This window comes from Bradyrhizobium stylosanthis (genome assembly GCF_001641335.1).
Classification (GTDB): Bacteria; Pseudomonadota; Alphaproteobacteria; order Rhizobiales; family Xanthobacteraceae; genus Bradyrhizobium; species Bradyrhizobium stylosanthis.
The window spans coordinates 184,442-209,970 of sequence record NZ_LVEM01000005.1 but is presented as its reverse complement, the minus strand read 5'-3'; the positions used below and the strand labels follow the sequence as shown (position 1 = coordinate 209,970).

The window sequence follows — 25,529 nt, the reverse complement described above, 5'->3', positions numbered from 1 at the left end:
AGTGGTCAGGTTAGCTGCGGACGCGCCACAACGTCAAGCTGTATCGGCGCCTGCGACAGGCTGGCACCGAGGCCGATTTGACTGCCCACGGGCCCGCGGCCCCGCCACCACCCCGGCGTGTCGGATTTCGATTGCACATCCAGGGTACGGCCGCTTTACTGACGCGCGGCGCGCATATTTGGGGGAAGAGTGCACCATGACGGTTGCGAGACCGGCCCTGACCTTCGTTGTCGGCGTGACTGGTCATCGCTCTGCGCGCCTGAAGGAGGAGCACAAGAAGCGCCTCCAGGATCAGCTCGCGGATGTCTTTCGTGCCATCGAGGACGAGTGCCGCAAGCAACTTGAACAGCAGCCTGATCTCTATGCACCGACCCGGCCGCAAATGGTGCTGTTGTCGAGCCTTGCCGACGGCACCGACGCGCTGGCGGTGGAGCAGTGCTCCGAAACCTGGGCGATCGCGGGTTTGCTGCCCTCCCCCCAAGACGAGTACGAACATGCGCTGAAGACCACGGCGCCCGCGGGGTGCGGGGAGCGTGCGGCCGGCGAATTTGCGAAGGCGTTACGGCGTTGCGGCGGGGTTACGATCCTGCCGCGACCGCCCTTGGACGACGACAAGGGATTGGTTCGCTCGCGCGATGTTCTGTTGCGCCAGATTGATGTGCTGGTCGCAGTGTGGGACGGCAGCCCGCATGTCGGCCTTCCGGGCGGCACCGCCGATACCGTGGAGCATGCGACCGAGACCGGTATCCCGGTGATCTGGATTGCGGCCGATCGACTGCAACGGCCCTGGGTCATCAGCCGGGTCGGCGATGTCGAGCGCGACACACCCATGGCAGACGCAACCTCCGGGCCCATCGCGGATCTCGTCCGCCAGGCCCTCGCGATCAGCAAGAGTTCCCATCGCGCACGCGAACCCTGGGACATCAAGCATCACGCCTCGGATGCAGCCGACAGGCTCAACGAATTCCTGTCGGAATCAATCCCAGCGATCGACAAGGGGAAGAGACAGTCCTGGGATCGCTTTTTGTCGGAGCTCCCCGAGAACAAATTCAAGTCGCGGCTGGTCGACGTGCTCTTGCCGCGCTGCCTTGCGACCGACGCGCTGGCACGCCGGTACGGCCGGCGCTATCGCCTCGCCTATGTGTCGGTCTATCTGCTGTCGTCGCTGGCCGTCGCCGTCGCACTGTCCGGCTTCCTGCTGCACGACAACGCACATAACCACATTCCGTGGAGCGAGCTCTGTCTCGTTGGCATCGAGTTCCTGATCGTCGCCTCGATCGTCGCGATCGTCTGGCGGGGACAAGCGCGACGCTGGCACGATCGCTGGCTCGACTATCGCGCGCTGGCGGAAATACTTCGGCACCTGCGTTTTCTCAGCCTAGTTGGTCAGTACGAGAAAAGCTCCTACGTCGAGGCTGCGGCACGACCGGGTGCCGACTGGCTGCTCTGGTACTTCCGCGCGACCATGCGCGAGCTCGGCCTGCCGTCAGGCACTCTTGGTCCGGAATATCAGCGCAAGATCTTGAGCGCGACCGTCGCTGCCGAGCTGGAGCCGCAGATCAGGTATCATGCGACCAATCTCAGGATGCACAGAGTTTGGGAACACATCCTGCACCGGTCGGGCAACGTCTGCTTCGCAGTCGCGCTCGCCCTGCTCCTCGGATTTCTCGTCGCTCTGTCGATCGGCAAGCAATTTACGGTGTGGACGGCATTCCTCACGTGTGCGGCCCGCTGGGTCGCCGCGGCCACGGCCTTTCTCCCTTCGCTGGGTGCCGCGGTGACCGGCATCCGGTTTACCGGCGAGTTCGAGGGGGCGGCTGAGCGATCGGCGAGAACAGGGGCCCAGCTCGATTTGCTGCAGGAGACCTACGACATCGCTCTGGAGCGCCTCGACTTCGATCTGAGCGCCGGCGTTCTGTTCGAAAGCGCCCGCATCATGGCTGCCGACATCAGTGGCTGGACATCGCTCTACAGCCGAAAGCCCCTGACGCTGCCGGGATAACGATGGGACGGGAGCCCCGAGCTTCGCCTCCCCACGCAAACAAAAAGCCCGGCCGAACGGCCGGGCTTTTGATCTCTTGCGATCGAGGCGAGACGCTTAGGCGGCCTCGTCGGCGACGGTGGTGTCGTCGCCATCGGTATCATCGGTATCGCCGTCGGCATCGCTATCGGCCTCGCCGTCGGCGGCTTCCGCCTTGGCGTTGGCGCGGCGCGGGCTCTTGGCGAGCTGGGCCTCGATCTCCTTGACCGCTTCGGTCTCGGTCGAGTGCTGCACCACTGCGATCTCGCGGGACAGACGGTCGAGCGCCGCTTCATAGAGCTGGCGTTCGCTGTAGGACTGCTCCGGCTGCGACTCCGAGCGATAGAGGTCGCGCACGACCTCGGCGATCGCGACGATGTCGCCCGAATTGATCTTCGCTTCGTATTCCTGGGCGCGGCGCGACCACATGGTGCGCTTGACGCGGGCGCGGCCCTTCAGCGTCTCGAGCGCCTTCTTGACGAGGGCGGGCTCGGACAGCTTGCGCATGCCGACGTTGGCGACCTTGGCGGTCGGAACGCGCAGCGTCATCTTGTCCTTGATGAAGTTGATGACGAACAGCTCGAGCTTCGCGCCGGCGATTTCCTGCTCCTCGATGGCCAGGATCTGGCCGACGCCGTGAGCGGGATAGACGACGAATTCGTTGGCCTTGAAGCCCTGGCGCTGGGTCACGACCTTCTTTTCCTCGACCTTGGGCGCAGCAGCGGGCTTGGCGGCCGGCTTGGCAGCGACAGGGGTCTTGGCGGGCGCAGCAGCAACAGGAGCCTTCGGCGCGGCGGGCTTGGCAGCAGGAGCTTTGGCAGCAGCAGGCTTGGCAACGGTCGCTTTCGCGGCCGGTTTGGCAGTCTTGTTAGGCATTGCGCTTCTTTTGTTCTTCGAGGACTTTGCAGCCGGTGCCTTAGTCGTGGTCCGACCCTTGGATGCGCTACGGCTGGCCGCGGCGACTTTTTTGGCCTCCTTATGGGAAGCCCTCGCTGAAGTACTCTTTTTACGCGTTTTCTGTGACACAGCCTGCGCGCGGAAACTGCCACGCCCCTGTTTCGACATTTGGTTTCACGGGAACCCAACGGGGCCAACTGGGCTGACGGGGGTTCAGCTTAATGTGCCCAATATAGCACATTTCCCGCAAAAATCAATGATTTAGGGGTCTTCAGGGCTGGTTTTCGGCGCTGACGAAGATATTAGGGTTAAGTTTGCGCCAGAATTTAGTCACCGGAGCCGGGGTTCGGAGAAAAATATTTCTCGAACTTGCCTTCCTGACCATCGAATTCCTTCGCGTCGGGGGGTGATTCTTTCTTCTGGGTGATGTTCGGCCAGCTCTTGGCGTAGTCGGCGTTGACCTGGAGCCACTTTTCGAGGCCCGGTTCCGTGTCCGGCTTGATGGCGTCGGCGGGGCATTCCGGCTCGCACACGCCGCAGTCGATGCACTCGTCAGGATGAATGACGAGCATGTTGTCGCCCTCGTAGAAGCAGTCGACCGGGCAGACCTCGACGCAGTCGGTGTACTTGCACTTGATGCAGTTTTCAGTGACGACGTAAGTCATCCAACGCTCCGAAAAGCTCTTTTAGAAGTCGCGGCTTGCGTAGCGCGGATGGCCCGGCGCCGCAAGGTCGGGAAGGGGCGATCATGACGGCTTTATGTGTTTGATCGACCAAGAAATGAATACGAAGCGCAATTAATTGCGATTTGCTTCGCTGAGCTCCTCGTAGAGCACGCGGGCCGAGGCGGCATCGCCGCGGCGCTCGTTGAAGGCGGTCACTTTCAGCACCCGCACGGTGCGATCGAGTGCGACGGTGATGACGTCGCCGATCTTGATCGCATGGCCCGGTGATTTCTCACGCGTGCCGTTGACGCGGACATGGCCGGACTCGACGAGCTCGGCCGCGGAGGTGCGCGCCTTCACCACCCGCGCGTGCCACAGCCATTTGTCGATGCGCTGCCGCTCGGTCGTGGGATCACTCCTTCCGACCGGACAGCTGTTCCTTCAGCGCCGCGAGCTTGGCGAAGGGCGAGTTCGGATCGGCGGGACGATCGCGCTCGCGCGGGTTCGCGCTCGATGCGTACGGACGCAGCGACGGACCGCCCTGGCGGTCGCGGCCACGATTGTCGCGGCCCTTGTCGCGATCTCCGCCGAACTTCTTGTTGTCGCGGCTACGATCGCGATCCTTGTCGCGGTCTCCCTTGCCCTGGAAGCTGCGATTGCGGTCGTCGCGGCGCTCGCCGCCCTCGCCGCCTTCACGCGGCTTGCGGAAGTCGCGGCCGCCGTCGCGGCGATGGCCGCCATGACGCTGACGCTCACCGCGCTTCTCGCCGTCGGCGGACTGCGCGGCCTCGCCCTCGGCGGGCGCAGCGCCCGCTTCAGCACCGGCCTGCGGGCGCGGCTGGTTGTTGTGACGCTGGTGACGATGGCGCTCGTGGCGCGGTTTGCGGTCCTCGTGACGGCCGCCGGGGCGCCAGACCTCGACGAGTTCCGGCTCGGCGGGCGCTGCTGCAGCCTCGACAGGTGCAGCCGCATCAGGCGATGCAGCAGCTTCTGTCGCAGCGGTCTCGGCGGGAGCAGCTTCAACAGCAGGCTCTTCAACAGCAGCCTCGGCGGGCGCAACGGGCTCTTCGGCCGGCGGCGCGATGCCGGGAGCATCCTCGGGCGTAACTGGCGCTTCGGGCGAGGCTTCGAGCGCCGGCTCTTCCTGCGCTGCCTCGTCGTGCTGTTCCATGCCGGGCGCGTCTTCGACGGTGACAGGCTCGCCGACGGCTTCGATGGCCGTCTCTGCGGAGGCAACAGCCTCGTCGGACGCGGGCGTTTCGGCGGAAGCCTCAGCGGCCGGCGTCTCGGCGGCAGGCGCGGCGGGCTTCGCCGGACGCGGCGGACGCTTCTCCATGCGATAGCCGAGCGCGCGCAGCACGGAGGCAAAGTCCTCGCCGGCCGAGCCGGTCAGCGAGGTCATCGCCTGCGTCACCACGAAGCTGCGGCCGTCGAAGGCGCCGGCGGGCTTTTCGCCGGGCGAGTTCTCGCGCCAGGCCAGCGCCGGGCGGATCAGATCGGCCAGGCGCTCCAGGATGTCGACGCGCACGGCGCGCTCGCCGGCCTGCTTGTAGCCGAGCACGCGATAGGCATCGCGCGGCAGCGCCTTGTCGACCGGGAACGAGGTGCGGCCGGACGATGCCAGATGCTGCGCGCCCGAGAGCGAGGACAGATCGACATTGTCCTGCTTCAGCGCCCAGAGCAGCGCGGCGAGCGCGCGTGCGGCTGGCTTGAGCAGGCCGGGGAAATAGATGTGGTAGGCGCCGAAGCGGACGCCGTATTTGCGCAGCGTCGCGCGCGAGGGCTGGTCGAGATCCTTCAGCTCGTTGGCGATCTTCGGCCGCTCCAGCACGCCGAGCGCCTCGACCAGCTGATAGGCGATGCCGCGGGCAATGCCGGTGACGTCCTCGGCCTTCGACAGCTCGAACATCGGCCCGAGCAGCTTTTCGATATGGGTCTTGAGCCAGAGCTCGAGCCGCGCCTGCACCTTCTCGCGCGGCGCCCCGGTCAGGCGCTCGTCGGAGATGATGCGGATGCGCGGATGCAGCGCGTCGTCTGCGGCAGACAGCCGCGCCACGGCATCGCCGGTCCAGCGGATGATGCCTTCCGAGGTCAGCACGAACTGGTCGTCCGGCGCATTGCCCAGCTTTTCGGCGCGCGCGTTGATCTCGCCGGCGAGCACCGCTTGCGCTGCAGCCTGCAAGGCTTTCGCATCGGAGCCGGCCTCCGCCGCATCCGGTGCAAAGGTGAAGCCGTCGAGGCGGCCGATGACATGGCCTTCGACGATGACTTCGCCGGTCTTGCCGATTTCAGTATTCAAGCTCGTGTTCTCCCGCAGGCGGCGCATCAATACACTGGTCCGGCGATCAACGAAACGCTCAGTCAAGCGTTCGTGGAGCGCATCCGATAATTTATTTTCGACCTCCCGCGCGATCCCCTGCCAGCGTTCCGGGTCTCTCAGCCAGTCCGGGCGGTTGGCGACGAAGGTCCAGGTGCGGATCTGCGCGATCCGGGCCGACAGCGTGTCGATATCGCCGTCGATGCGGTCGGCCTGTGTGATCTGGGCCTCGAACCAGGAATCGGGGATGCAGCCCTTCTGCATCAGGAAGCCGTACAGCGTGGTCACCAGCTCGGCATGGGCGGCCGGCGACAGCTTTCGGTAATCCGGGACCTGGCAGGCCTCCCAGAGCCGTTCCACGGCGGCCTTGCCATGCGCGATATCGCGCACCTCGCCGTCGCGGGCGGCGTGGTCCAGCACGCGCATGTCCTCGGCAACGGGTGCGCGCGTCAGCGCCTCATGGCCGGGGGCGAGGTTCAGGGACACCTGGAGCGCGCCGAGCGAGGAGAAATCCAGCTTCGTGTTGCGCCATTGCAGCATCTTCACGGGATCGAAGGTGTGGTTCTGCAGCGCGTTGACGAGCTCGGGCTCGAACGGCGCGCAGCGGCCCGTGGTGCCGAAGGTGCCGTTGCGCGTGGCACGGCCGGCGCGGCCCGCGACCTGCGCGAATTCGGCCGGCGTCAGCCGGCGGAACTGGTAGCCGTCGAACTTGCGGTCGGAGGCGAAGGCGACGTGGTCGACGTCGAGATTGAGGCCCATGCCGACGGCATCGGTGGCGACGAGGTAATCAACGTCGCCGTTCTGGAACATCGCCACTTGCGCATTGCGCGTGCGCGGCGACAGCGAGCCGAGCACGACGGCGGCGCCGCCATGCTGGCGGCGGATCAGCTCGGCGATGGCGTAGACCTCGTCGGCGGAGAACGCGACGATGGCGGTGCGGCGCGGCTGGCGCGTGATCTTGCGGTCACCGGCGAATTCGAGCTGCGACAGCCGCGGCCGCGTGATCATGGATACGCCCGGCAACAGGCGCTCGATGATCGGGCGCATCGTGGCTGCGCCCAAGAGCAGCGTCTCGTCGCGGCCGCGGCGGTTGAGGATGCGGTCGGTGAAGACGTGGCCGCGCTCGAGATCGCTGGCGATCTGGATCTCGTCCACGGCGAGGAAGGAGACGTCGAGATCCCTCGGCATCGCCTCGACGGTGGAGACCCAGTAGCGCGGGTTCTTCGGCTTGATCTTCTCCTCGCCGGTCACGAGCGCGACGGCGTCGCTGCCGACCCGCGCGGCGATCTTGTTGTAGACCTCGCGCGCGAGCAGGCGCAGCGGCAGACCGATCATGCCCGAGGGATGCGCCAGCATCCGCTCGATGGCGAGATGGGTCTTGCCGGTGTTGGTCGGCCCGAGCACCGCAGTGACGCCGACGCCGGGCACTCGGTCGTGGACGGCGCGCTCGGAAGCGAAGGGGGAGGAAGAGAAGGCCATGTCTGGGCAATTAGGTAATGGCGATTTGGGCGAATGTCAGTGCCGAATGGGGGGCGTGCCCGTCATCCTGAGGAGCGCGTCAGCGCGTCTCGAAGGATGAAGGCCCGGCTGGCGCCGTTGAGGGAGCCGGGCCCCTCGCCCTTCGAGACGGCCGCTTGCGCGGCCTCCTCAGGGTGAGGGGACCAAGCAGCGGCGATGGGGCGCTCATGTGTCGGCCATGTGTCCGGACGCTCCCCCAAACTTCGCGCAACTGTCTCACTTTGCGACGCTTTTCCCGTTCTCTTTAAGCTTCGGAACGACTCTAGAACGAATCGCGGCCGAATCGCTGACTCCCCGTTGAGTCCTGTTACGTTCACGCAACATGTCGCGGGAGTCTGTTTTCACTCGCACTAGATGGAGTTTTGGACTGCCGCACAAGCGACGTTTCGATGGCGGGTTCCTTAAAATTGGGGACGGCGCGGAGTCGAATCAGAATCGGGGAGGAGTCAAATGGATTCCCGGATTGGGGGAGCCAAAACAAAAAGTGCGAAAACAACCCCATGCACAGTAGGGGCGGGTGAGCCGCAGCGGTCAGCGTCGCGCAGCCTAAGCAACTGAAAATGCACGATTTTCTTACGAGGGCAAGAAAGATCTACTGCGTCTTCGCCACGCGTGGCGGCTGGGGGGCGGTGATGAAGCTGGTGGCTTCCAGCATGGCCGGGCCGAGCGGCGTCGGGACCTTCAGCCAGAACGGAACCAGGATGCGCGTACCCGCCACCGGCGCGAAGGCGATCTCGATGTTGCGCTGGGCGGCGAGGTATTTGATCACGGGGCGGTCGGGGATGTAGCCGGCCACCGGCACGAAATAGAGCGCGCAGACCACGACGGGGCCGTGATAGCCCTTCTCGGCCTTCACCGTCTCCATGCGCTTGAAATCGAGCTTGAGCTCGTAGCGCATGCGGCCGTCGAACACCGGCGCGCTGGCGTGGCAGGCGTCCGCCGTGAGAGGATCGCCGGTGCCGGGCACGCGCAGCAGCGAGGCCGTCATCGGGTCGAACACGCCGCGGCGATGCGCGTCGGTGACGACGATGCGGTCAGGATCGACCGGCGGCTCCGGCTCGATGCCGAACTCCTTCACATTGCCCTTGTCGAGGGTGATGTGGATGTTTTCCGTCTTCTTCGAGGTGGTGGTGGAGGCCTGGTAGCCGGTCGCAACCAGCGCGCCGTTGACGACGCGGCCCTGCGAGGCGCCGGTGCCGGACCCGCCCGCAAACGATTTCAGCAGCCCCGTGGTGCCGCCGGAGGCCGCCGCGGCGAACACATCGTCCTGAATGTCGATGTTCCAGGCGCCGCGGCCGACGGGAATGCCCGCCAGCGTCGCCTCGTACTGCGCCTCGAGCTTGCCCTGCGCCGCCACGGGATCGGCCCCCCACGCCAGCGCCAGGCCGCAACAGGCGGCGAAGGCCAGCCGGCCGGCGCGCAGCCGGGGCAGTCGTCGGGAGGTTTTGAGCACGAAACGGTCCAATCGGGGCGCGAACGGTTGTTACTTAAGCCAAAAACCGCAGCAAACAATGTGTCCGGGCCGCAAGGCAGCGGAACTCCACCTGATATTTCGGCGGTGAATGCGCCCTTTATGTGATGGTAAGGCGCGACAATCATTGCCGTTTTGGTGATCGGGGGCGTGTCAGGAGCGCGCACCTGGCTACCCCCAGCGCCGCTGTCATGCCCCGGCTCGACCGGGGCATCCAGTACGCCGCGGCCCCTCGACTCAAGCCCGGCTGCTGGACTACTGGATCGCCCGGTCGCGCCCGGGCGATGACACCGATTGCGGGGCACGACCGAACCACGAAATCCGCCCCAAAACCTTGACTGCCCGCCCCTTCCCCCCTATACGTCCGCCCGCTCCCTGCAAGGACACAGAATTTGCCCCCGTGGCGCCCAAAATGGCGGCCGCACTCGTTGGGGGTTCGAACTAAAGGATTGATACCATGTCTCGCCGCTGCGAACTGACGGCCAAGGGCCCCCTCGTCGGCCACAAGGTCAGCCACTCCAACATCAAGACCAAGCGCCGCTTCCTGCCGAACCTCGTCAACGTGACGTTCATCTCGGAAGCCCTGGAGCGCAACGTGCGCCTGCGCGTCTCGACCAACGCGGTCAAGAGCGTGGACCACAATGGCGGCCTGGACGCCTTCCTGCTCAAGGCCAACGCCGACGCCCTGTCGCCGCGCGCCCTCGAGCTGAAGCGCGCCATCCAGAAGAAGGTCGGCCCGACCACCGCGCCGGCGAAGAAGGCCAGCTAAAGATTTTTCAGAGTTGGGCGGGGGCTAGGTTGCGTCGCGTGGCGTAGGCTTAGCCAGTAGAGTTTTGCGTCAACGGCCGGATCGGAAGATCCGGCCGTTTTTGTTTGTGTGAGGTATCCGATAAGCTCGTGAACCTCACGGCTGGGCCGGTTAGCCCCATCACTCAGACGCAAGGTTTGATTATAGTTTCTGTGGGATTTTCGAGCCGGCTGGGCAGGGGATCGAAATGACTGGGGCAACAAGCGCAAGCTCTGTCAAACGGCGTAAAGTTGGCTCAGCTGGTCCCACATTCATAGACGTTTTCGCCGGATGCGGCGGCTTGAGTTTGGGCCTAATGCAAGCCGGATGGCGAGGGCTGTTCGCCATCGAACAGAACAAGGATGCGTTCGAAACGCTATCCTTTAACCTCGCACGGGAGGATTCACGCTGCTCCTTTGATTGGCCTCGTTGGCTCCCAAAGGAACCAATTTCCGTTGATGCCTGCCTACGGGATTATCAAAGTCAGTTAGTCAAGCTAGCGGGTAAAATCGACATGCTGGTTGGGGGCCCTCCCTGTCAGGGCTTTTCTAGCGCGGGTCGCCGCGATCCTGCTGACCCCAGAAATAAACTGGTGCGGAGCTATCTGAAGCTCGTCAAGATTCTCCAACCTCGCCTTGTCCTTATGGAGAACGTTCGCGGGATAACCGCAAGCTTCGCCGACCCTACGGCCGCCAGCGGAAAACGAAACTATGCGGACTGGATCATCGACGCCCTAAGCGACGAGTATGTGGTTCACTCTAGAATGCTCGATACTTCCGCATTTGGGGTACCACAGAAGCGTCATCGATATTTCGTCGTCGCCATTCGGAAGAACCAACCGGCCTCACTTCGTGAACTAGACCCATTCTCCGCGATCGATAATGATCGCCACTCCTTCCTCTACGGCAAAGGCATTAGTGTTGCCCCAGTCAGCGCGAAGATCGCGATATCGGATCTAGAACTGAAAACAAATGGAAGTCTACCCAGTAGAGACACCATGGGTTTTGAGGACATTGATTACTCAAGGCCAAGGACTACATATCAGCGGCTAATGAATAGCGGATGCGTCGGAGCACCAAGCAGCACACGCCTGCCACGCCACGCACGTGAGATAGCCGCACGATTTAAGAAGATTATCAGCCTTTGCAAAGCGGAAGGCAGGCTGAACATCTCCCTATCACCGGAGGCACGAGCGAGTTTCGGCTTACGCAAGTGTGCGCTGAGAGTGCTGGATCCAGATGCCCCCTCGCCAACAATCACAAGCATGCCAGACGACCTCCTTCACTACAACGAACCTCGAACGCTCACCGTACGCGAAACCGCTCGGCTGCAGAGCTTTCCAGATTGGTTCGAGTTCAAAGGAAAGTACACGACAGGCGGCAAACGCAGGCGCGTGGACGTCCCTCGCTACACCCAAGTGGCTAATGCAGTACCACCGCTTGCCGCCGAAGCCATCGGGCTATCGCTAAAAACTCACCTGCTCATTAAGCCTTTGATTTCTCGGCTTGCTTCAGCGCAGAGGACAATTCCTCGAAAAGCTCCTGATGCTTCAACAAGCTCACGCGCAAATCCCTCATCTCTACGCTAGTTAGTTCTTCACCCTTGCGGTTGAGGAGTTTTCGAGAAAAGCCATCGATTTGGACACGAACGTGCGCCAAATCGTTGCGCTTCGGCATCGTTTTCGTGGCGTACTCTACGAGACCAGCATCTTTATCCGAGTGTAGCTTTAGCAGCTTCAGAACCTTCCTCAGCAGATTCAACCTATCAATGCTGGTATAAACGGCGTGCTTGTCAAATATCTCAGAAAGATCGGCTATCGCTTCGACCTCTGCGGCGGCCTTCTCAAAGCGATCCCTAATTTCCCTCATCCGATCCAAAATTATCTTCAAGACATCCTTCTTAATGCGATCGCCGCTCCCAGTAAAAATTGCGGTGAGGCAATCGTTGACGTGATGATCGATATCGCTGGTCGCCCCCATAACGAGCCCGCGAGAGTGATCGATATCCAGCACCTTTTTGACCAAGGTCTGAAACAAACCATCGGCTGTGTCTGGAAGCTCGGCCCTGTTCGATAAGAAGACCCCTTCAACCGGGAGCTTCGAGAGAATTTCTCGTAGATTGTTAGCTTGAGCCGAATAGAAGATGATATCCTTGTAAGGCAGCAACTTTCTGATCTCGACAAGACCTTGGTCACCGTTCGGCCCCGCACCGAGATGATAGTCCATGAGAATTAGATCGATGTGATCTCCATAAACATCCTCTGAAATGGATTTGGTCGCTTCCTGCACAGAGGAAACGAACTTGACGCGGAGACGAAACCCCTCGGACCTAATCGTCCGCTCCAGTTTATCTTTCTGCTCTCGAACTAGATCTTGTGAGTCTTCAACCCAGAGAACATTGAAATCGAGCCTCATCTTGACACCCTGATTAAAAACTCGGCCCCACGTGCGGCAGAGAGCCGATGCGCCTCAATTGTCCCGTTCATCTCACCCAGTACATGCCTCACATGATATAAACCAAGGCCTGAACCATCTGTGGTCGTGAAGCCCTTCTCGAAGACGCGCTCAAGGTCGTCAAACCGGGGATCAAAGCCGCGGCCATTATCGAGAAAGCGGATATAGACTGATTTTTTGTCCGGATGACTAATTTCAATAGTGATTTCGCTGGCTTTTGCCTTTCGCGAATTTGCAATCAAATTGTCTATCACGACGGAGACGTCTATCGGCTTAAACCGTTGCGGAAGTCCTTTTCCGTCATTTGTCACCTTGATGGTCATAGGGCCATGGAGAAAGTCCCTCGCGACATCATTTACATACTGCTCGACGTACTCTGCGAGATCTGCCTCGATACGTTCGGACTCAAGCCGAAAATTCGCTTTCGTCGCGAACTTTGCTACTCCGAGTATCTTCTTGTTGAGGAGGGAGATCCGATCCATTGTATTAACAGCATCGGCCACATCGACCGATGATTGCTCTGCGACGCGCACCAGAAAATTCTCAATGGCCTGCTGAACCGCAACAGCATATTGCGTTACTTGATGATGCATGCTCAGCAGATTGTCAGCGTCGAGCGTCGCAATAGAAGCAAGAAAGAGATTGCGCTTCTTTTCCTCATCGAGCTCGACTGAAACTTTCGAAGCGACTGCCTCGGCACGCGTTGCCCGCGCCTCTGCGGCTTCCTTGGCTTTTCGCTCATCGTCCGCTTGCTTGCGAGCGACCTCTTCGGATCGCTTTAGCTCCTGGTACCGCTTAGCTGCCCCATCAACCTCGTCAAGAAGGTTGCGATCATTTGTCTTCTCTGCAATTGCCCTAAGGCTAACTAGAGAACCTTCAAATTGAGACGATCGCTCACTCAGAATGCCGATAAGTTTCGTGCTATATTCCAAGAGTTCAATCGCATCACTGTCGGTTAGCTTAGCCACGGCCGCCGCCACCCGTGCACGGCCCGGCTCGGTCATTAATCGAGTTATATCGCTCGTCTTACGATCTTCGAGATCAGGAAAGGTGACGGGCACAACGTAACGCTCGAGCCGTTTCAGACATTGCTCGACAAAAAACTCTTTGAGTTGAACGACTGCTGGCGTCTCAATCAGCCCTGTATTTCTGCTCGAAGCCTCCTGAAAATGCGTATCCGAACCCGAAACATCTATGCGTCCAATAATATCGCGAGTTCCGAGAAATCTGCTGAAGCCCTGGAGCTTACGTGCATCCATCCCGAACCAATCATCACTAAACTCTCCAACCGGAAAGACCCTGAATCCATTCCTGAACAGAAACACCGACCCGAAGCGGATGGATGGCACACCCATGCGGCGCGCAAATGTAAGCTTCGCGGAAGTGTTCAGAAAATATATTTCACATCGAAAGCCGGACTTTGCCAACAATGCATAGTTGTTCGGCTCTCGAATCCGGTAGATAAGCTCTCCACGATCGGTAAGCACGCTCTCAATATGAGCGCCGTCCTTCGAAATCCGAACACTGAGATAAGTGGTCTTCTCTCGCAGGGTGGTGAAGATAAAATTCCCGATCGCGCCGTTTACGATAGCATTAGAGGGCAGCTCTTCTTCTGGCTTCTTCTTGGCCTCATCCTTCAGGCGCGCATCTTCTTTTGCCTCTGCAGGCGCGCTCAGAAAAATGCGAAATCCGTCGGTCGATGCCCCGAAAGGGTTGATTAGCTTCGACAGAGCGGACTTTAGTCGCAACAGTTTCTCTCGATCCCATTCTCGTCGAAGCTGCTCTATTGTGATAACCGTGCCATGCTTCAATTTTGGCAGGCTTAGTGGAACTTCAAAACTACCAAGCTCCGAATAATTCAGTTCAACGTCCTCGAAGTGCTCGCGATGGTCGCGATCAAAGTTTGACCAATCAATTCTAAGCGAGTGCACCATCCCGCCAGAATCCATTGACGGGCGAGTTTGGAGACGAATCAGCTGGCCAAGACGGTCAGACGAGAAGCGGCCAATACCTTTACTCCCCGCATAATGCCGTCGCTCGGCTATCTCTTCTCGAAAGTCATCCGAATTGCGCTGGCGCTTGGACGAATAGGCAACGAACAGCCACTTATTCCTGATGTCATCATACGACATCCCGGTGCCATTATCCGAAACGATGATCTGATCAATGCCAAAGAAGAGATCTACACGGCTTGCGGAGGCATCAAATGAGTTCTTTACGAGCTCAAAGATCGCGACTTCATCGTCGGTTATGAGCTCGCTACCAAGAACATTTTTTAGCCCTGTGCTGACATCGAAGTGCCAGTCGTCTTCCTTGGGTTGGCGCATTTTCCCCTCAGGCCATCAACCAAATCATGGCCGAATAAAGTATTGGCGAGGATCGTAAAGTTATGCAATCCCAATGGCGTAGGGTAGATAAAGAAACGTCTGGTAGCAACCTACCCATCGCACCAAATAGCGGATGTTGATCCAAAGTATGGGCCGGCGCGAAAGGCCGAAAGGAAAGTTCTTGTATGTTCGGGTCTTAAATGCCCAAGAAGGCCAAAGACGCGCGGCGAAACGCCGTAGGGCCCCGAAGGCCGATTTTCGATCCTGAGGCGGTCGGAGCGGCTCGTTCGCGCATCATGCGCAGCATCCCCCAAAAGGACACGAAGCCGGAAGTGCTGGTCAGAAAGACGATCCATGCCATGGGTTTTCGGTTTCGGCTACACGATCGCAATCTGCCGAGCCGACCCGATATAGTGCTGCGCTGCCACAAGGCAATTATTCAGGTGCACGGATGCTTTTGGCATCAGCATGGATGCTCACTTTCCAGTATTCCTCGAACTCGCACAGAGTATTGGCTACCGAAGCTGGCACGGAACGTCGAACGCGACGCAGCCAACGTGCGATTGCTAGAAGGCATGGGATGGCGAGTCCTCACCGTATGGGAATGCGACTTGAAAGAGCCGAAGCGGATAGCTCGCAAACTTAAGGCGTTCATTCTATCTCGCCAAACGCTCCGCAAGCCTTCGCGTTCGCTTAGCACCTCAAAACGCTCACGTTGAGCCACCACGTCTCCCATTTTCCGCTATACTCGCCCCGGTAGCATCACCCGGAGGCACACCCCGTGGACCACTCGGCCAAACCCGAACCGAAAAACCTCGTCATCTGCTGTGACGGGACCGGCAACGAGATTTCGGAGAACATCTCCAACGTCCTGAAGCTCTATCGCTGCCTGCGCAAGACCGACAAGACGAAGCCGCGGCAGATGGTGTTTTACGATCCCGGGGTCGGCACGGTGACGGAGCCGACGACGTGGCACCGGATCAAGGCCGATATCAATCTGGTGCTGGGGCTCGCCACCGGCTACGGGCTCGATGACAACGTGCTCTCGGCCTATTGCTTCCTGGTCGAGCACTACGCGCCGGGCGACAGGATCTACCTGTTCGGCTTTTCGCGCGGCGCCTACACGGTGCGGGTCCTGGCGGGGCTGATCCACAAGATCGGCCTGATCTCGCCGGAGCAGGTGAACCTCGCAGGCTCCGGCATGGTCGCCTACAAGCAATATTCCGGCACCGGGCGCGGCAACGACGTCGAGGACCTCAGCGATGTCGCCGTCGACGACCAAGGGCCGCTGCCGAAGGACGAGTTCGACCTCGCCGCCCAATTCGCGCGCATCACCTCGACGCGCTGGCCGACCATCCACTTCATCGGCGTCTGGGACACGGTGGCGAGCGTGATCGTGCCGCGGCGCGACAATTTCTTCTTCGTGTTCAGCCTGGAGGAACTCGCCTTCACGCGGCGCAATCCGAGCGTCAACATCTTCCGGCAGGCGATCGCGATGGACGAGCGGCGCCGCATGTTCCGCCTCAACAAATACGAGGAGCCGCAGGACTTCTGGAGCAACCGCTACGTGCCCGACGAGAAGAAGGTGCCGCAGGACATTCTGCAGGTGTGGTTCGCCGGCGTGCATTGCGATGTCGGCGGCGGCTATCCGGAGGCCGAGAGCGGGGAGTCCAAATATCCGCTGATCTGGATGATCGAGGAGGCGGCGAAGGCGGGGCTGAACTTCAACCCGCGCACGGTGAACCAGCTCGCCTGGGGCATCCAGCGCAAGAACTCGCCGTTCAAATACGTTCCGCCCGAATACACCGGCAAGGTCGGCGAGCTGCACAATTCGATGACGGCGGCCTGGCGGGTGCTGGAGTATCTGCCGAAGAGCGCGAAGTATCGGGAATGGCCGGAGCGGAAGGTCTATTTCGGCTTCTACATCCCCGACTGCGAGCCGCGCCTCATCCCCGAAGGCGCGCATGTGCATGAAAGCGTGCTCAAGCGCATGGCGGTGGAGCCGGACTACCGGCCGGTGAACCTGCCGAAGGAGTACGTGACCGTGCCGATGCCGGTGCCGCCGGGGACGGATGTGGCGGCGGGGGAGATGGAGGGGGTGTGAGGGTGGGGCTGGGTTTCGCGGCGCGTCATTGCGAGGAGCCCTTGCGACGAAACAATCCGGACTGATGTCGCGGAGGGATTCTGGATTGCTTCGCTGCGCTCGCAATGACGGTGGAGGCAGGGTCGGGCTACAGGTGTCGTCCTGGCGAAGGCCAGGACCCATACGCCGCAGCAGCAGTTATTGCGTGAGATGGTCATTGCCTGTCTTCGCCAAACCACTCCCTGGGGTAATGGGTCCTGGCTTTCGCCAGGACGACGGCGGAGGCTCCCCCCACCCCACTACCGCCGCTTTCCCCGATCGCCGCTACTTTTCATTAAAATTCTCAGCCGGACCTTAGCCGGATCGCATCAACTCCCCCGCATCATCCTGCACAGAGCCCGCCGCTATCCGCGGAGTTGGAGGAGATGTGCCAATGCATCCGCGTAAATATACCCGCGTCAAACCCGCAGGCCTGGTGTCACGACAGGCCAAGATCATCACCGACCCGCGCGCGCCCGTCATCAACTGCACGCTGATCGACTATTCGCCGGGCGGCGCCTGCGTCGATCTCGGCGGCCAGGTGCAGATCCCCGACCGCTTCGAGCTGCTGCACGTCAACACCAAGAAGCGCTGCCGCATCGCGTGGAAGCGCGGCACGCGGGTGGGCGTGGTGTTTTAGGGGAGCTGCGCGCCACTAGCTCCACTGTCGTCCTGGCGAAAGCCAGGACCCATTACCCCAGGGAGGGGTTTGGCGAAGACAGGCAATGACGATCTCACGCAACGACTGCTGCTGCGGCGTATGGGTCCTGGCCTTCGCCAGGACGACGGCGGAATGCTGGGCGCGCCTTGCTCCGCCCCTCACCACCCTAACACCCCCTACTTCCGCATTCGCGCCTTGGCGCCGGCGACGATCTGCATGGCGACGCCGGCGATCCAGCCGAGCAGCGCAAGCCAGGTCCAGCCGATATGCGGCTCGAGGCGGAGCACGATGACGGCGACGGAGGCGAGCGCGGTGAGGGTGGCGAAGAGCGTGCCGGCCGAGCTCAGGAATTCCGCGGCGTCGATCGCACTGTGCGCCTCGTCGAAGGGCAGCTGCGGCGTGTCGATGCCGAGATAGAAGCCGACCGCGCCGAGCAGCATCATCAGCAGCAGGAATCCCTGCGTGGTCAGCGGCGCGATCGCCGAGCCGACATAGGCGCCGACGAACAGCCCGCACGCAGCCCCCGCCATCGCGAGACCTACGCGCTCGAACACATGAGCAGTCTTGCGAACTCCAAACCGCATGCCGGCCTCCGTGAGGCGTTGAGTGCGCGGAGAGGTTAGGCCAGTTTTGTGGGGGGTGGAAGGAGAGGAGATTTACGGATGCGTGATGGGTAACTCCCTTTCTCCATTCTCACGGGCGCGCAACGAGCTTCGCGCGCGCGGCATTCACCGCTGGGTGAGCCCTGCCTCCGCATCGTCATTGCGAGCCAACGGGTCCCGCGCGAAGCGCGGCCCGATGACGGGCTCCGCGAAGCAATCCAGACTGTCTCCGTGGAAGGACACTGGATTGCTTCGTCGCAATGACATGTGTGCGGCGCGGTCATCGCGCCGCACACACACCCTCACCGCGCGCCGAACGTGGTCTTGCCGAACAGCGCCTTTTGCGTGGAAGGCTGCGAGCGCCAGTATTGCGGCGGGGCCTCGACTTCGCCGCCGACCTCGGCCGCGGCGTGCCAGCCCCAGCGCGGGTCGTAGAGCATGCCGCGGGCGAGCGCGACCATGTCGGCCTTGCCTGACGTCACGATCTCCTCGGCGTGCTTGCCTTCGGTGATGAGGCCGACGGCGATGGTGGGAAGGCCGGTCTCGCGCTTGATGGCTTCGGCGAACTGCACCTGATAGCCCGGCCCGAGCGGAATCTTCTGCAGCGGCGAGACGCCGCCGGAGGAGGCGTCGATCCAGTCGACGCCGCGCGCCTTCAGCACGTTGGCGAATGCGATGGTCTGCGCGAGGTCCCAGCCGCCCTCGACCCAGTCGGTGGACGATACCCGCATGCCCACCGGTCTGTCGTGCGGGAAGACGGCGCGCACCGCGTCGTAGATCTCGAGCGGGAAGCGCATGCGGTTCTCGAGCGAGCCGCCGTACTCGTCGGTACGCTTGTTGGAGATCGGCGAGAGGAATTGGTGCATGAGATAGCCGTGCGCGCCGTGCAGCTCGATGGCGTCGATGCCGAGGCGTGCCGCGCGCTTCGCGCTGTCGACGAAGGCCTCGCGGATGCGCTTCAACCCCGCGGCATCGAGCGCGAGCGGCGCGGCTTCGCCCTCCTTGTGCGGCAGCGCGCTAGGCGCCACCGTCTGCCAGCCGCCCTCGCTTTGCGGAATGAGCTGGCCGCCGTCCCAGGGCCGCGCGCTCGAGGCTTTCCGGCCCGCATGGGCGAGCTGCATCGCGATCGCGGTCGAGGAATGCTTGCGCACGGAGGTGAGAATCTGCTTCAGCGCGGCCTCGCAGGCGTCGCTATAGAGCCCGAGACAGCCCGGCGTGATGCGGCCGATCGCCTCGACATGGGTCGCCTCGATGCAGAACATCGCCGCGCCCGACAGGCTGAGATTGTTGATGTGGGTGAAGTGCCAGTCGGTGGCGACGCCGTCGTCGGCCGAATACTGGCACATCGGCGACACCACGAGACGGTTCTTCAATGTCAGGCCGCGCAGCTTGATCGGGGAAAACAGGGCGCTCATGCGGGAAGGTTCCGGAAGATGAGAGGGATGGAAGCAGTTGCATGAAGTGTAGTGCCGGGCGGGCGGATTTCCACCGGCGTGGCAGACATGCCCGCCTGCCGGGCCATGCATTTTGTGCGTCGTGGGATCACGGGGTCGTGCGGCGATTTCAGCCGTCGTCCCGGCCCCCCGTGCGCAATTGCGCACTAGGCCGGGACGACGGCGGAGGGTGTGACGCGCACAGCGGAGATGAGGCGACAGTCCCCTACTCCAGCTCCTCGAACCGCCCCGCCTTGGGCGTCCCCATGCGCACGCGGCCGTCGGGCAGGAGCTCGCCGTCGGCCTCGGCCGAGAACTGGATGGTGTTGCCGCCGCCGTCCCGCTTGCTCAGCTTGCCGAGCGGACCGAGCTTGTCGGCGAGCGCGGTGTCGTCGAGCACGAACACGCGGTAGTCGGTGAGGTGGAAGCGGCGTGGCGCCTGCCAGGTCAGCGCCGGCACTGATGTCCGCATGTCGCCGTCGGTCTTGACGTCGATGCCGTGGCCGGTGACCTCGCGAAAAAGGTCCGGCGCCTCGACCAGCCGGGCGCGGCCGCCTTCGACGGCGTAGAGGTTCAGCGTCACGATGTGGCGCTCGCTGCGGAAGGTGACCGCGACGTAGCGCGAGTCGGCCGACCACGCGGCGTGGAAGGCGTCCGGCGCGCTGTCCAGGATGTTGTCGTCGTTGACGTTGTCGAGCGTCATCAGCCGGCGATGGCCGGGCTCGGCCATCAGATAGAGGCGAAAGCCCTCGCTGCCGGCTTCGCCGCCGCCATGGGCGGCGACCGAGACCTTCCCGCTCGGCGCGCGGCCGCCCAGGATGATGGCGTATTCGTTCTTGCCGTAGCGATGCTCGGCCGTGGCCAGGGCCTGCGAGGCCGCAGCGAGCGTAAGGACGACGGCGAGGATGGCGCGAAGGCGGGGCATGAGGGTGTGTCGCAGCGGGTTGAGCATATGTTCAGCCGACAGGCGCGTCAGAACGTGTTGAAGAAGCCCAGCAGCAGGACGCAATAGATGCCGAGCGGAATCCAGCCGAACCGGTAGCAGGCGAAGCCGATCGAGCCGATCAGGCCAAGACCGACGATCCAGATCAGCCAGCTCATATTGGACGCATCCTCGAGATGGCCGGGCTTCGATTTCCTGGGACCGCCCCACAGCGCCTCGAAGTCCAGGTTCGGATCCAGCGCGGCATAGCGCCCGATGGCCTCGATCCTGTCGGGCTCGAAGGCCGCGCCATGGGGACCCGGAATGTATTGCAGGTTCATCACGCGACCGTCGCCCCCGTGGCGAAAGCCATGAAAGCCGCCCGATCCGATGTCGAGCAGCCCGGGCGTCGATTCCGTGATCTTCATCTGGTCCGAAATCTGCTGAAACAGCTGCGGAAGAAGCGCGACGACCCAATCGCCGGAAGCACAGATATTCCAGACCCGTCCCGTCACACGTTTGTCGCGCATCATCTTCTCCCAGGGATAATGCGTCGGCACGACGCTGCCGGCGAAGAAGACGTTCTTCACTTTCAGGACCTGATAGTTCTGCAGCGCGCTTGCGAGGATATAGGTCCCGTTGCTGTGACCGATGTAATCCACCTCGGTCTCGCTGAGATTGGGATATCGCGCCCTCGCCTCGGTGTACTGGTCCATGAACCAGCGCACGTTGCTCTGGCGATCCCAGTAGAACAGGAACGGCAGCATCGTGAACCTGCTGTAGAGCGGGGGCAGCACCTTGACGCTCTTCGCCTCCTTGCCCATCTGCTGTCCGATCGATCGGCCGACGGCGGCCGGCCAGGTGTCTTCGTCGCGGATGCCGTGCATGACGAAAACCAGCCGCGTGACCTCCGGTTCGGTCTTCAGCTCCCCGATCTTGTCGGCCCAGGTGGCGGGAAAGCTGCCGCGCGTCCTGGTCAGCGCCTCCTGGATGGCTTCGCCCGCGATCGTCAGCTCCTTGCCGCCGTCCTGATACATCCGCGAGGCGATCTCGGCGTGGGAGAAATCCGAAAGCGATTTGTACATGACGCCTTCGGGAGAACCGGCCTCGAGATCGATGCTGTCCTCGCGGTCGACCAACTCGTCCTTGCCGCCGATGAGATGCACGATCAGCGGCCGCTGGCCTTCCGGAAGCGAACGGAACAGATCGATCCACTGGACGCGCATGTTGGCGACGAACGGCGAACCCTGCATCAGGCTGGCGATGAACCGGCCCGTGCCGGTCAGCCGTCCCATCTCCTGCGCAACGTAACCGATGGCGTACCTGACGCGATCGAGATTTTCCGGCTTGTGATTGGGCCAGCCGCGGTTGGGAGCCGCGAGCGATACGAAGCGCTCGACGCGCTTGGCCCAGTCATGTGAACCACGAGTCAACTGCTGTGGCCGGTCCTCGCGACCATATCCCCACAGCAGCGCCTTTCGCAGCAGCAGTCCCCCGGTGCTGTAGCCGAACAGGACGATCTTCTCGTAGTGATGCTTGGTATGCTCCGCGTCGATCGCCTCCTCGATCCGGCGTGTGATCTCATAGGGATCGATATTGGACAGCCATTCATGGCTGTAGGTCGGGACCAGGATGTCTGCCGTCGGATAGGTCGCGCGAACGAGCGTTTCGAGCTCGGGTCGCGAGGTGCGGCCGCCCAGTGGCGGTGCGTAGACCACGAGGATCTTGTGATCCTGGCGGTAGGTGCGATCGATATCGCCGGCTGTCCCGAAGTCCAGATAACGCAATCCGCAGAACAGGATCAGGACAACGAGCAGTCCTATCCCTTTGAGCACGCGGCTCATGGGCTGCCTCAATCATTGCGATAGGAATAACTTAAATACACGCGCATCATGTATCGGCGAGCGCGAAGGCGTCAAGCCGAAACGTCATCGCCCGGCGAGCGCGCGCTACTCCACCAGCGTGAACTGCAGCAGCAGGGTCCGCTGCAGCATCGAGAAATTGTCGTCCGACACCATCGTCAGCACGGTCTCGCCCTCGGCGGTGACGTGGGCGTCGATGCCTTCCATGTTGTCGACGTCGTGGCCGAGATCGGCGTTGAACAGCACGGGGCCGTCGACCAGCGCGCCCGGCGCGATCGACTTCAGCGGGATCGAGCGGATGCGGATGTTGATGCCGGTGAACCAGGAGAATTTGCGTTCGAGGATGAGCAGCTCGCCCGAGGGCAGCAGCACGGCGTCGCTGATGAACTGCTTGTCGGTGCGCTTGATGCTGAACTGGCCCGGCGTGGCGCCGCCGATCAGGAACGCCATGAGATTGCCGTCGGCATCGAAGCCGCCCTCGGACATCGCGATCAGGGTGCCGGCGAGCGGCATGCCCTTCGGCACCAGCACGAGCGCCTCGAGCCCCTTGTTGTAGGGCAGCTTGCGCATGCCGGGCGGAACGGGGATCACCTCGCCGCGGGCGCGCGTGCCGCCTTTCGAAAAGTCGTAGCGCAGGATCTGGTTGACGCGCTCGAGGCCGACATAGACGAGGCTGCCGTCGCGCGCGAGCGCCTCGGTATCGTACCAGAGCCGCTTCTCGGTGATCGGCCGGCCCTCGGCATTGAGCATCGGCGCGGCCTCGACCTCGTCGAGCCCGGCCATCTTGGTGCCGGCATAGCGGATGCGCCCGGTGAACCAGCCGCCCTGGTCGGAGATCGCGAGGAAGCGCTCGCCCTTGGCGTCGAGCCTGATGCCGGAGAGGCCGCCGAAGCCGCGATAGGCCGAGGTCAGCACCAGGCCGCTGCGATACTCCAGCGAGCCGAAGCGCGTGCGCGCGCGGTCACGCGGCTCGAAATTCGGGATCGGCCGCGCGTTGACCTCGATGTTGACGGGCTCGGCAACGGCGCGCTCGATCTGCAGCGGGCGCGCCGGCGGCTCGGCCGTTCCTTGCGCCTGCACGAGGCGCGGCAGAGCGAGAGTGGAAAATCCCGCCGCCGCGTGGCCAAGAAAGCTGCGGCGGGACGATTGGGTGCTCACGAATGCAGTTTGCGTCGCGGGCGACCGGCCGGCTGGGTTGGCGCTGTGTTGGTCTCGCTGAAGAGTTCGGCGAGCTTCTCGGTGATGGCGCCGCCGAGCTCTTCGGCGTCCACGATCGTCACCGCGCGGCGGTAGTAGCGCGTCACGTCGTGGCCGATGCCGATCGCGATCAGCTCGACCGGCGAGCGGGTCTCGATCTCCTCGATGATGTGGCGCAGATGCCGCTCGAGATAGTTGCCGGGATTGACCGACAGCGTGGAATCGTCGACCGGCGCACCGTCCGAGATCATCATCAGGATCTTGCGCTGCTCGGGCCGGCCGAGCAGGCGCTTGTGCGCCCAGTCGAGCGCCTCGCCGTCGATGTTCTCCTTCAGCAGACCCTCGCGCATCATCAGGCCGAGATTCTTGCGCGCACGACGCCAGGGGGCGTCGGCCGACTTGTAGATGATGTGGCGGAGATCGTTGAGGCGGCCGGGATTGGCCGGCTTGCCGGCGGCAAGCCACGCCTCGCGCGATTGCCCGCCCTTCCAGGCGCGCGTGGTGAAGCCGAGGATCTCGACCTTGACGCCGCAACGCTCCAGCGTGCGGGCGAGGATGTCGGCGCAGGTCGCCGCGACCGTGATCGGGCGCCCGCGCATCGAGCCGGAATTGTCGAGCAGCAGCGTGACGACCGTGTCGCGGAACGTCGCCTCCTTCTCGTGCATGAAGGACAGCGGGTGATAGGGATCGGTGACGACGCGCGACAGGCGCGCGGGGTCGAGAATGCCCTCTTCGAGGTCGAACTCCCAGGCGCGGTTCTGCTGCGCCATCAGGCGGCGCTGCAGGCGGTTGGCCAGGCGCGCGACGATGCCCTGCAGATGCGCGAGCTGCTTGTCGAGATAGGCGCGCAGGCGCTCCAGCTCGTCGTGGTCGCAGAGATCCTCGGCGGCGATGACCTCGTCGAACTTCGGCGCGAAGGCGTGATATTCCGGCCCGCGTGGCTCGTTCTTGCCGTGCGAGTTCGGGCGCGTCGCCTCGCCCGGCGTCTCGTCGTCGCCGAGCTCGCCGTCGTCGAAAGTGTCGGAGGTCGAGGCCTGCGCGCTTTCCATCGCGCTCTCGCTCATCTCCTCGCTGGAGGCCTGCGCCTGGTCGGCGCTCATTTCCTGCGCGGCGTCGGAATCGGGCGAGCCCTCGGCGCCGGACTGATCGTTGTCGCCGTCCTGGTTCTCGTCGTTGTCGTCGTTATCCTCGCTGTCGGCGTTGCGCTCGTCGCCGAGCTCGAGCGCGGAGAGCAGGTCGTGCACGGCGTCGGCGAACTTGGTCTGGTCCTCGACCACGCCGTCGAGCCGGTCGAGCCGCCTACCGATCTTGTCTTCGAGAATGGGGCGCCAGAGATCGACCATCTTCTTGGCGGCCGCCGGCGGCGCCATGCCGGTCAGGCGCTCGCGCACCAGCATCGCCAGCGCATCGGCCAGCGGCGCGTCGGCGCGGTCGGTGATCTCGTCGAACTTGCCGCGATGGAAATGGTCGTCGAGCATCGCGGTGAGGTTTTTCGCAACGCCCGCCATGCGGCGCGCGCCGATCGCCTCGACGCGAGCCTGCTCCACCGCCTCGAACACGCCGCGCGCCTGCGGATTGCCGGGCATCAGCTTGCGGTGAACCTTGGGATCGTGACAGGCGAGCTTGAGCGCGATGGAGTCGGCATGGCCGCGCACGATCGCGGCGTCGCGCTTGGTCATCTTGCGCGCCGGCTCCGGCAGCCGCGCCTTGCCGGGCGCAAGGCCCGGGCGCTCGGCGGCGAAGGAGACGTCGAGCTCGGGCGCCTTGGCGATCGCCTTCAGGCATGAGGCGACCGAGCGCTTGAACGGCTCGGTCGGCGCTTCCTTGGTGTTACGGAATTTGGAATTGGATGATGATGTGCTCATAGCGACTTCGTAAACGAATGGCGCGTCACGCCGCCGGGATAGCCCTTGAGGGTGCCGAACTCCTCGTACCCTTGGGAACGATAGAACCCCGGCGCCTGGAAACTCATCGTGTCAACATGGGCCTGGACCGCGCCCAATTGTCTTGCTTCGTCTTCGATCGCCGCGATCAGCTTCGTGCCAAAGCCCTTGCTGCGCTGTTTCTGGTCGATCCAGAAATACTGGATGAACAGAACCGTGGCCCAGAGGTGCCCGACGATGCCGCCGACGATCTTGCGGCCGTCCTTCAACGAGACCGCGATGCTCTTGACCTTCTGCTTCCCGAACTGCTCGTCGTTGTAGGCGCCGAGCCCGGCGAGCACAGCCTTCTTGGTAGTACCAATGGTGCGCTCGACGGTGATGGTTGGCATTGT

20 protein-coding genes are annotated in these 25,529 nt (G+C 62.7%); 6 read left to right on the top strand and 14 right to left on the bottom strand.

The window, feature by feature from the left end; translation table 11 throughout:
- Position 1: 1 nt before the first annotated feature.
- Positions 2 to 2,002, top strand: coding sequence for a DUF4231 domain-containing protein (locus A7X65_RS32250; protein ID WP_156528309.1), 2,001 nt, complete (start codon positions 2 to 4; stop codon positions 2,000 to 2,002).
- A 96-nt stretch (positions 2,003 to 2,098) separates the two neighbouring features.
- Here the strand turns inward: A7X65_RS32250 and A7X65_RS32245 are convergent, their stop codons facing one another.
- The 5 genes from A7X65_RS32245 to A7X65_RS32225 form a co-directional block, all read right to left on the bottom strand.
- Positions 2,099 to 2,896, bottom strand: a complete 798-nt coding sequence (locus tag A7X65_RS32245; RefSeq protein ID WP_082885136.1) for a CarD family transcriptional regulator — start codon at positions 2,894 to 2,896, stop codon at positions 2,099 to 2,101.
- A gap of 347 nt (positions 2,897 to 3,243) precedes the next feature.
- Positions 3,244 to 3,582, bottom strand: coding sequence for a ferredoxin FdxA (fdxA, locus tag A7X65_RS32240; protein WP_014490375.1), 339 nt, complete (start codon positions 3,580 to 3,582; stop codon positions 3,244 to 3,246).
- A 132-nt stretch (positions 3,583 to 3,714) separates the two neighbouring features.
- Positions 3,715 to 3,972: an RNA-binding S4 domain-containing protein gene (locus A7X65_RS32235; RefSeq protein ID WP_082885135.1), complete on the bottom strand. Its 258-nt coding sequence runs from the start codon at positions 3,970 to 3,972 to the stop codon at positions 3,715 to 3,717.
- A 22-nt stretch (positions 3,973 to 3,994) separates the two neighbouring features.
- Positions 3,995 to 7,378 (bottom strand): helicase-related protein, encoded by a 3,384-nt coding sequence (locus A7X65_RS32230; RefSeq protein ID WP_063692911.1) that lies wholly within the window; start codon positions 7,376 to 7,378, stop codon positions 3,995 to 3,997.
- Between the two features lie 631 nt (positions 7,379 to 8,009).
- Positions 8,010 to 8,870, bottom strand: coding sequence for a DUF3108 domain-containing protein (locus tag A7X65_RS32225; protein ID WP_430643687.1), 861 nt, complete (start codon positions 8,868 to 8,870; stop codon positions 8,010 to 8,012).
- Positions 8,871 to 9,345: 475 nt separating this feature from the next.
- On the opposite strand from A7X65_RS32225, the gene rpmB reads away from it, so the two are divergent.
- Together rpmB and A7X65_RS41065 are read left to right on the top strand one after the other, a co-directional pair.
- Positions 9,346 to 9,657: a 50S ribosomal protein L28 gene (gene rpmB / locus A7X65_RS32220; RefSeq protein WP_063692908.1), complete on the top strand. Its 312-nt coding sequence runs from the start codon at positions 9,346 to 9,348 to the stop codon at positions 9,655 to 9,657.
- Between the two features lie 226 nt (positions 9,658 to 9,883).
- Positions 9,884 to 11,263, top strand: a complete 1,380-nt coding sequence (locus A7X65_RS41065) for a DNA cytosine methyltransferase (protein ID WP_082885134.1) — start codon at positions 9,884 to 9,886, stop codon at positions 11,261 to 11,263.
- On the opposite strand, the gene A7X65_RS32215 is transcribed toward A7X65_RS41065, so the two are convergent.
- Complete coding sequence (locus A7X65_RS32215) at positions 11,160 to 12,089, bottom strand: response regulator (RefSeq protein WP_063692907.1); 930 nt, start codon at positions 12,087 to 12,089, stop codon at positions 11,160 to 11,162. The genes A7X65_RS41065 and A7X65_RS32215 overlap by 104 nt on opposite strands.
- Complete coding sequence (locus A7X65_RS32210; RefSeq protein WP_063692905.1) at positions 12,086 to 14,455, bottom strand: ATP-binding protein; 2,370 nt, start codon at positions 14,453 to 14,455, stop codon at positions 12,086 to 12,088. Before A7X65_RS32210 ends, A7X65_RS32215 begins: the two co-directional genes overlap by 4 nt.
- A gap of 200 nt (positions 14,456 to 14,655) precedes the next feature.
- Here A7X65_RS32210 and A7X65_RS41060 point away from each other — a divergent pair, with 200 nt between their 5' ends.
- The 3 genes from A7X65_RS41060 to A7X65_RS32200 all read left to right on the top strand — a co-directional run bounded on the left by A7X65_RS41060 (position 14,656) and on the right by A7X65_RS32200 (position 17,217).
- Positions 14,656 to 15,174, top strand: a complete 519-nt coding sequence (locus A7X65_RS41060) for a very short patch repair endonuclease (RefSeq protein ID WP_082885133.1) — start codon at positions 14,656 to 14,658, stop codon at positions 15,172 to 15,174.
- A gap of 62 nt (positions 15,175 to 15,236) precedes the next feature.
- The gene (locus A7X65_RS32205) at positions 15,237 to 16,559 is read left to right on the top strand and encodes a T6SS phospholipase effector Tle1-like catalytic domain-containing protein (RefSeq protein ID WP_063692903.1); all 1,323 of its coding nucleotides are present in this window, start codon (positions 15,237 to 15,239) and stop codon (positions 16,557 to 16,559) included.
- A 412-nt stretch (positions 16,560 to 16,971) separates the two neighbouring features.
- A complete protein-coding gene (locus A7X65_RS32200) occupies positions 16,972 to 17,217 on the top strand; it encodes a PilZ domain-containing protein (RefSeq protein WP_063692902.1) in 246 nt (81 codons plus the stop codon).
- A 197-nt stretch (positions 17,218 to 17,414) separates the two neighbouring features.
- On the opposite strand, the gene A7X65_RS32195 is transcribed toward A7X65_RS32200, so the two are convergent.
- From A7X65_RS32195 to A7X65_RS32165, 7 genes are all read right to left on the bottom strand, one after another.
- Positions 17,415 to 17,822, bottom strand: coding sequence for a hypothetical protein (locus A7X65_RS32195; RefSeq protein WP_063692901.1), 408 nt, complete (start codon positions 17,820 to 17,822; stop codon positions 17,415 to 17,417).
- Positions 17,823 to 18,142: 320 nt separating this feature from the next.
- Positions 18,143 to 19,255 carry an NADH:flavin oxidoreductase/NADH oxidase gene (locus A7X65_RS32190; protein ID WP_063692900.1) on the bottom strand — a complete coding sequence of 371 codons (1,113 nt, stop codon included), beginning with the start codon at positions 19,253 to 19,255 and terminating at the stop codon, positions 18,143 to 18,145.
- 244 nt (positions 19,256 to 19,499) lie between these two features.
- The gene (locus A7X65_RS32185; protein WP_063693836.1) at positions 19,500 to 20,198 is read right to left on the bottom strand and encodes a hypothetical protein; all 699 of its coding nucleotides are present in this window, start codon (positions 20,196 to 20,198) and stop codon (positions 19,500 to 19,502) included.
- A gap of 47 nt (positions 20,199 to 20,245) precedes the next feature.
- Positions 20,246 to 22,039: a hypothetical protein gene (locus A7X65_RS32180; RefSeq protein WP_063692899.1), complete on the bottom strand. Its 1,794-nt coding sequence runs from the start codon at positions 22,037 to 22,039 to the stop codon at positions 20,246 to 20,248.
- A 105-nt stretch (positions 22,040 to 22,144) separates the two neighbouring features.
- On the bottom strand, positions 22,145 to 23,215 hold the full coding sequence (locus tag A7X65_RS32175; protein ID WP_063692898.1) for an esterase-like activity of phytase family protein: 1,071 nt from the start codon (positions 23,213 to 23,215) through the stop codon (positions 22,145 to 22,147).
- Positions 23,212 to 25,119, bottom strand: coding sequence for a cobaltochelatase subunit CobT (cobT, locus tag A7X65_RS32170; protein WP_063692896.1), 1,908 nt, complete (start codon positions 25,117 to 25,119; stop codon positions 23,212 to 23,214). The genes A7X65_RS32175 and cobT overlap by 4 nt, the downstream gene beginning before the upstream one ends.
- The gene (locus A7X65_RS32165; RefSeq protein WP_063692894.1) at positions 25,116 to 25,526 is read right to left on the bottom strand and encodes a GNAT family N-acetyltransferase; all 411 of its coding nucleotides are present in this window, start codon (positions 25,524 to 25,526) and stop codon (positions 25,116 to 25,118) included. Before A7X65_RS32165 ends, cobT begins: the two co-directional genes overlap by 4 nt.
- Between the last annotated feature and the right edge of the window lie 3 nt (positions 25,527 to 25,529).

What these genes read in the sequence shown, in the direction of transcription:
- A7X65_RS32245 (WP_082885136.1), bottom strand. Translation starts at nt 2,896, where the DNA reads ATGCCTAACAAGACTGCCAAACCGGCCGCGAAAGCGACCGTTGCCAAG.
- fdxA (WP_014490375.1), bottom strand. Translation starts at nt 3,582, where the DNA reads ATGACTTACGTCGTCACTGAAAACTGCATCAAGTGCAAGTACACCGAC.
- A7X65_RS32230 (WP_063692911.1), bottom strand. Translation starts at nt 7,378, where the DNA reads ATGGCCTTCTCTTCCTCCCCCTTCGCTTCCGAGCGCGCCGTCCACGAC.
- rpmB (WP_063692908.1), top strand. Translation starts at nt 9,346, where the DNA reads ATGTCTCGCCGCTGCGAACTGACGGCCAAGGGCCCCCTCGTCGGCCAC.
- A7X65_RS41065 (WP_082885134.1), top strand. Translation starts at nt 9,884, where the DNA reads ATGACTGGGGCAACAAGCGCAAGCTCTGTCAAACGGCGTAAAGTTGGC.
- A7X65_RS32215 (WP_063692907.1), bottom strand. Translation starts at nt 12,089, where the DNA reads ATGAGGCTCGATTTCAATGTTCTCTGGGTTGAAGACTCACAAGATCTA.
- A7X65_RS32210 (WP_063692905.1), bottom strand. Translation starts at nt 14,455, where the DNA reads ATGCGCCAACCCAAGGAAGACGACTGGCACTTCGATGTCAGCACAGGG.
- A7X65_RS41060 (WP_082885133.1), top strand. Translation starts at nt 14,656, where the DNA reads ATGCCCAAGAAGGCCAAAGACGCGCGGCGAAACGCCGTAGGGCCCCGA.
- A7X65_RS32200 (WP_063692902.1), top strand. Translation starts at nt 16,972, where the DNA reads ATGCATCCGCGTAAATATACCCGCGTCAAACCCGCAGGCCTGGTGTCA.
- A7X65_RS32195 (WP_063692901.1), bottom strand. Translation starts at nt 17,822, where the DNA reads ATGCGGTTTGGAGTTCGCAAGACTGCTCATGTGTTCGAGCGCGTAGGT.
- A7X65_RS32190 (WP_063692900.1), bottom strand. Translation starts at nt 19,255, where the DNA reads ATGAGCGCCCTGTTTTCCCCGATCAAGCTGCGCGGCCTGACATTGAAG.
- A7X65_RS32185 (WP_063693836.1), bottom strand. Translation starts at nt 20,198, where the DNA reads ATGCCCCGCCTTCGCGCCATCCTCGCCGTCGTCCTTACGCTCGCTGCG.
- A7X65_RS32180 (WP_063692899.1), bottom strand. Translation starts at nt 22,039, where the DNA reads ATGAGCCGCGTGCTCAAAGGGATAGGACTGCTCGTTGTCCTGATCCTG.
- cobT (WP_063692896.1), bottom strand. Translation starts at nt 25,119, where the DNA reads ATGAGCACATCATCATCCAATTCCAAATTCCGTAACACCAAGGAAGCG.
- A7X65_RS32165 (WP_063692894.1), bottom strand. Translation starts at nt 25,526, where the DNA reads ATGCCAACCATCACCGTCGAGCGCACCATTGGTACTACCAAGAAGGCT.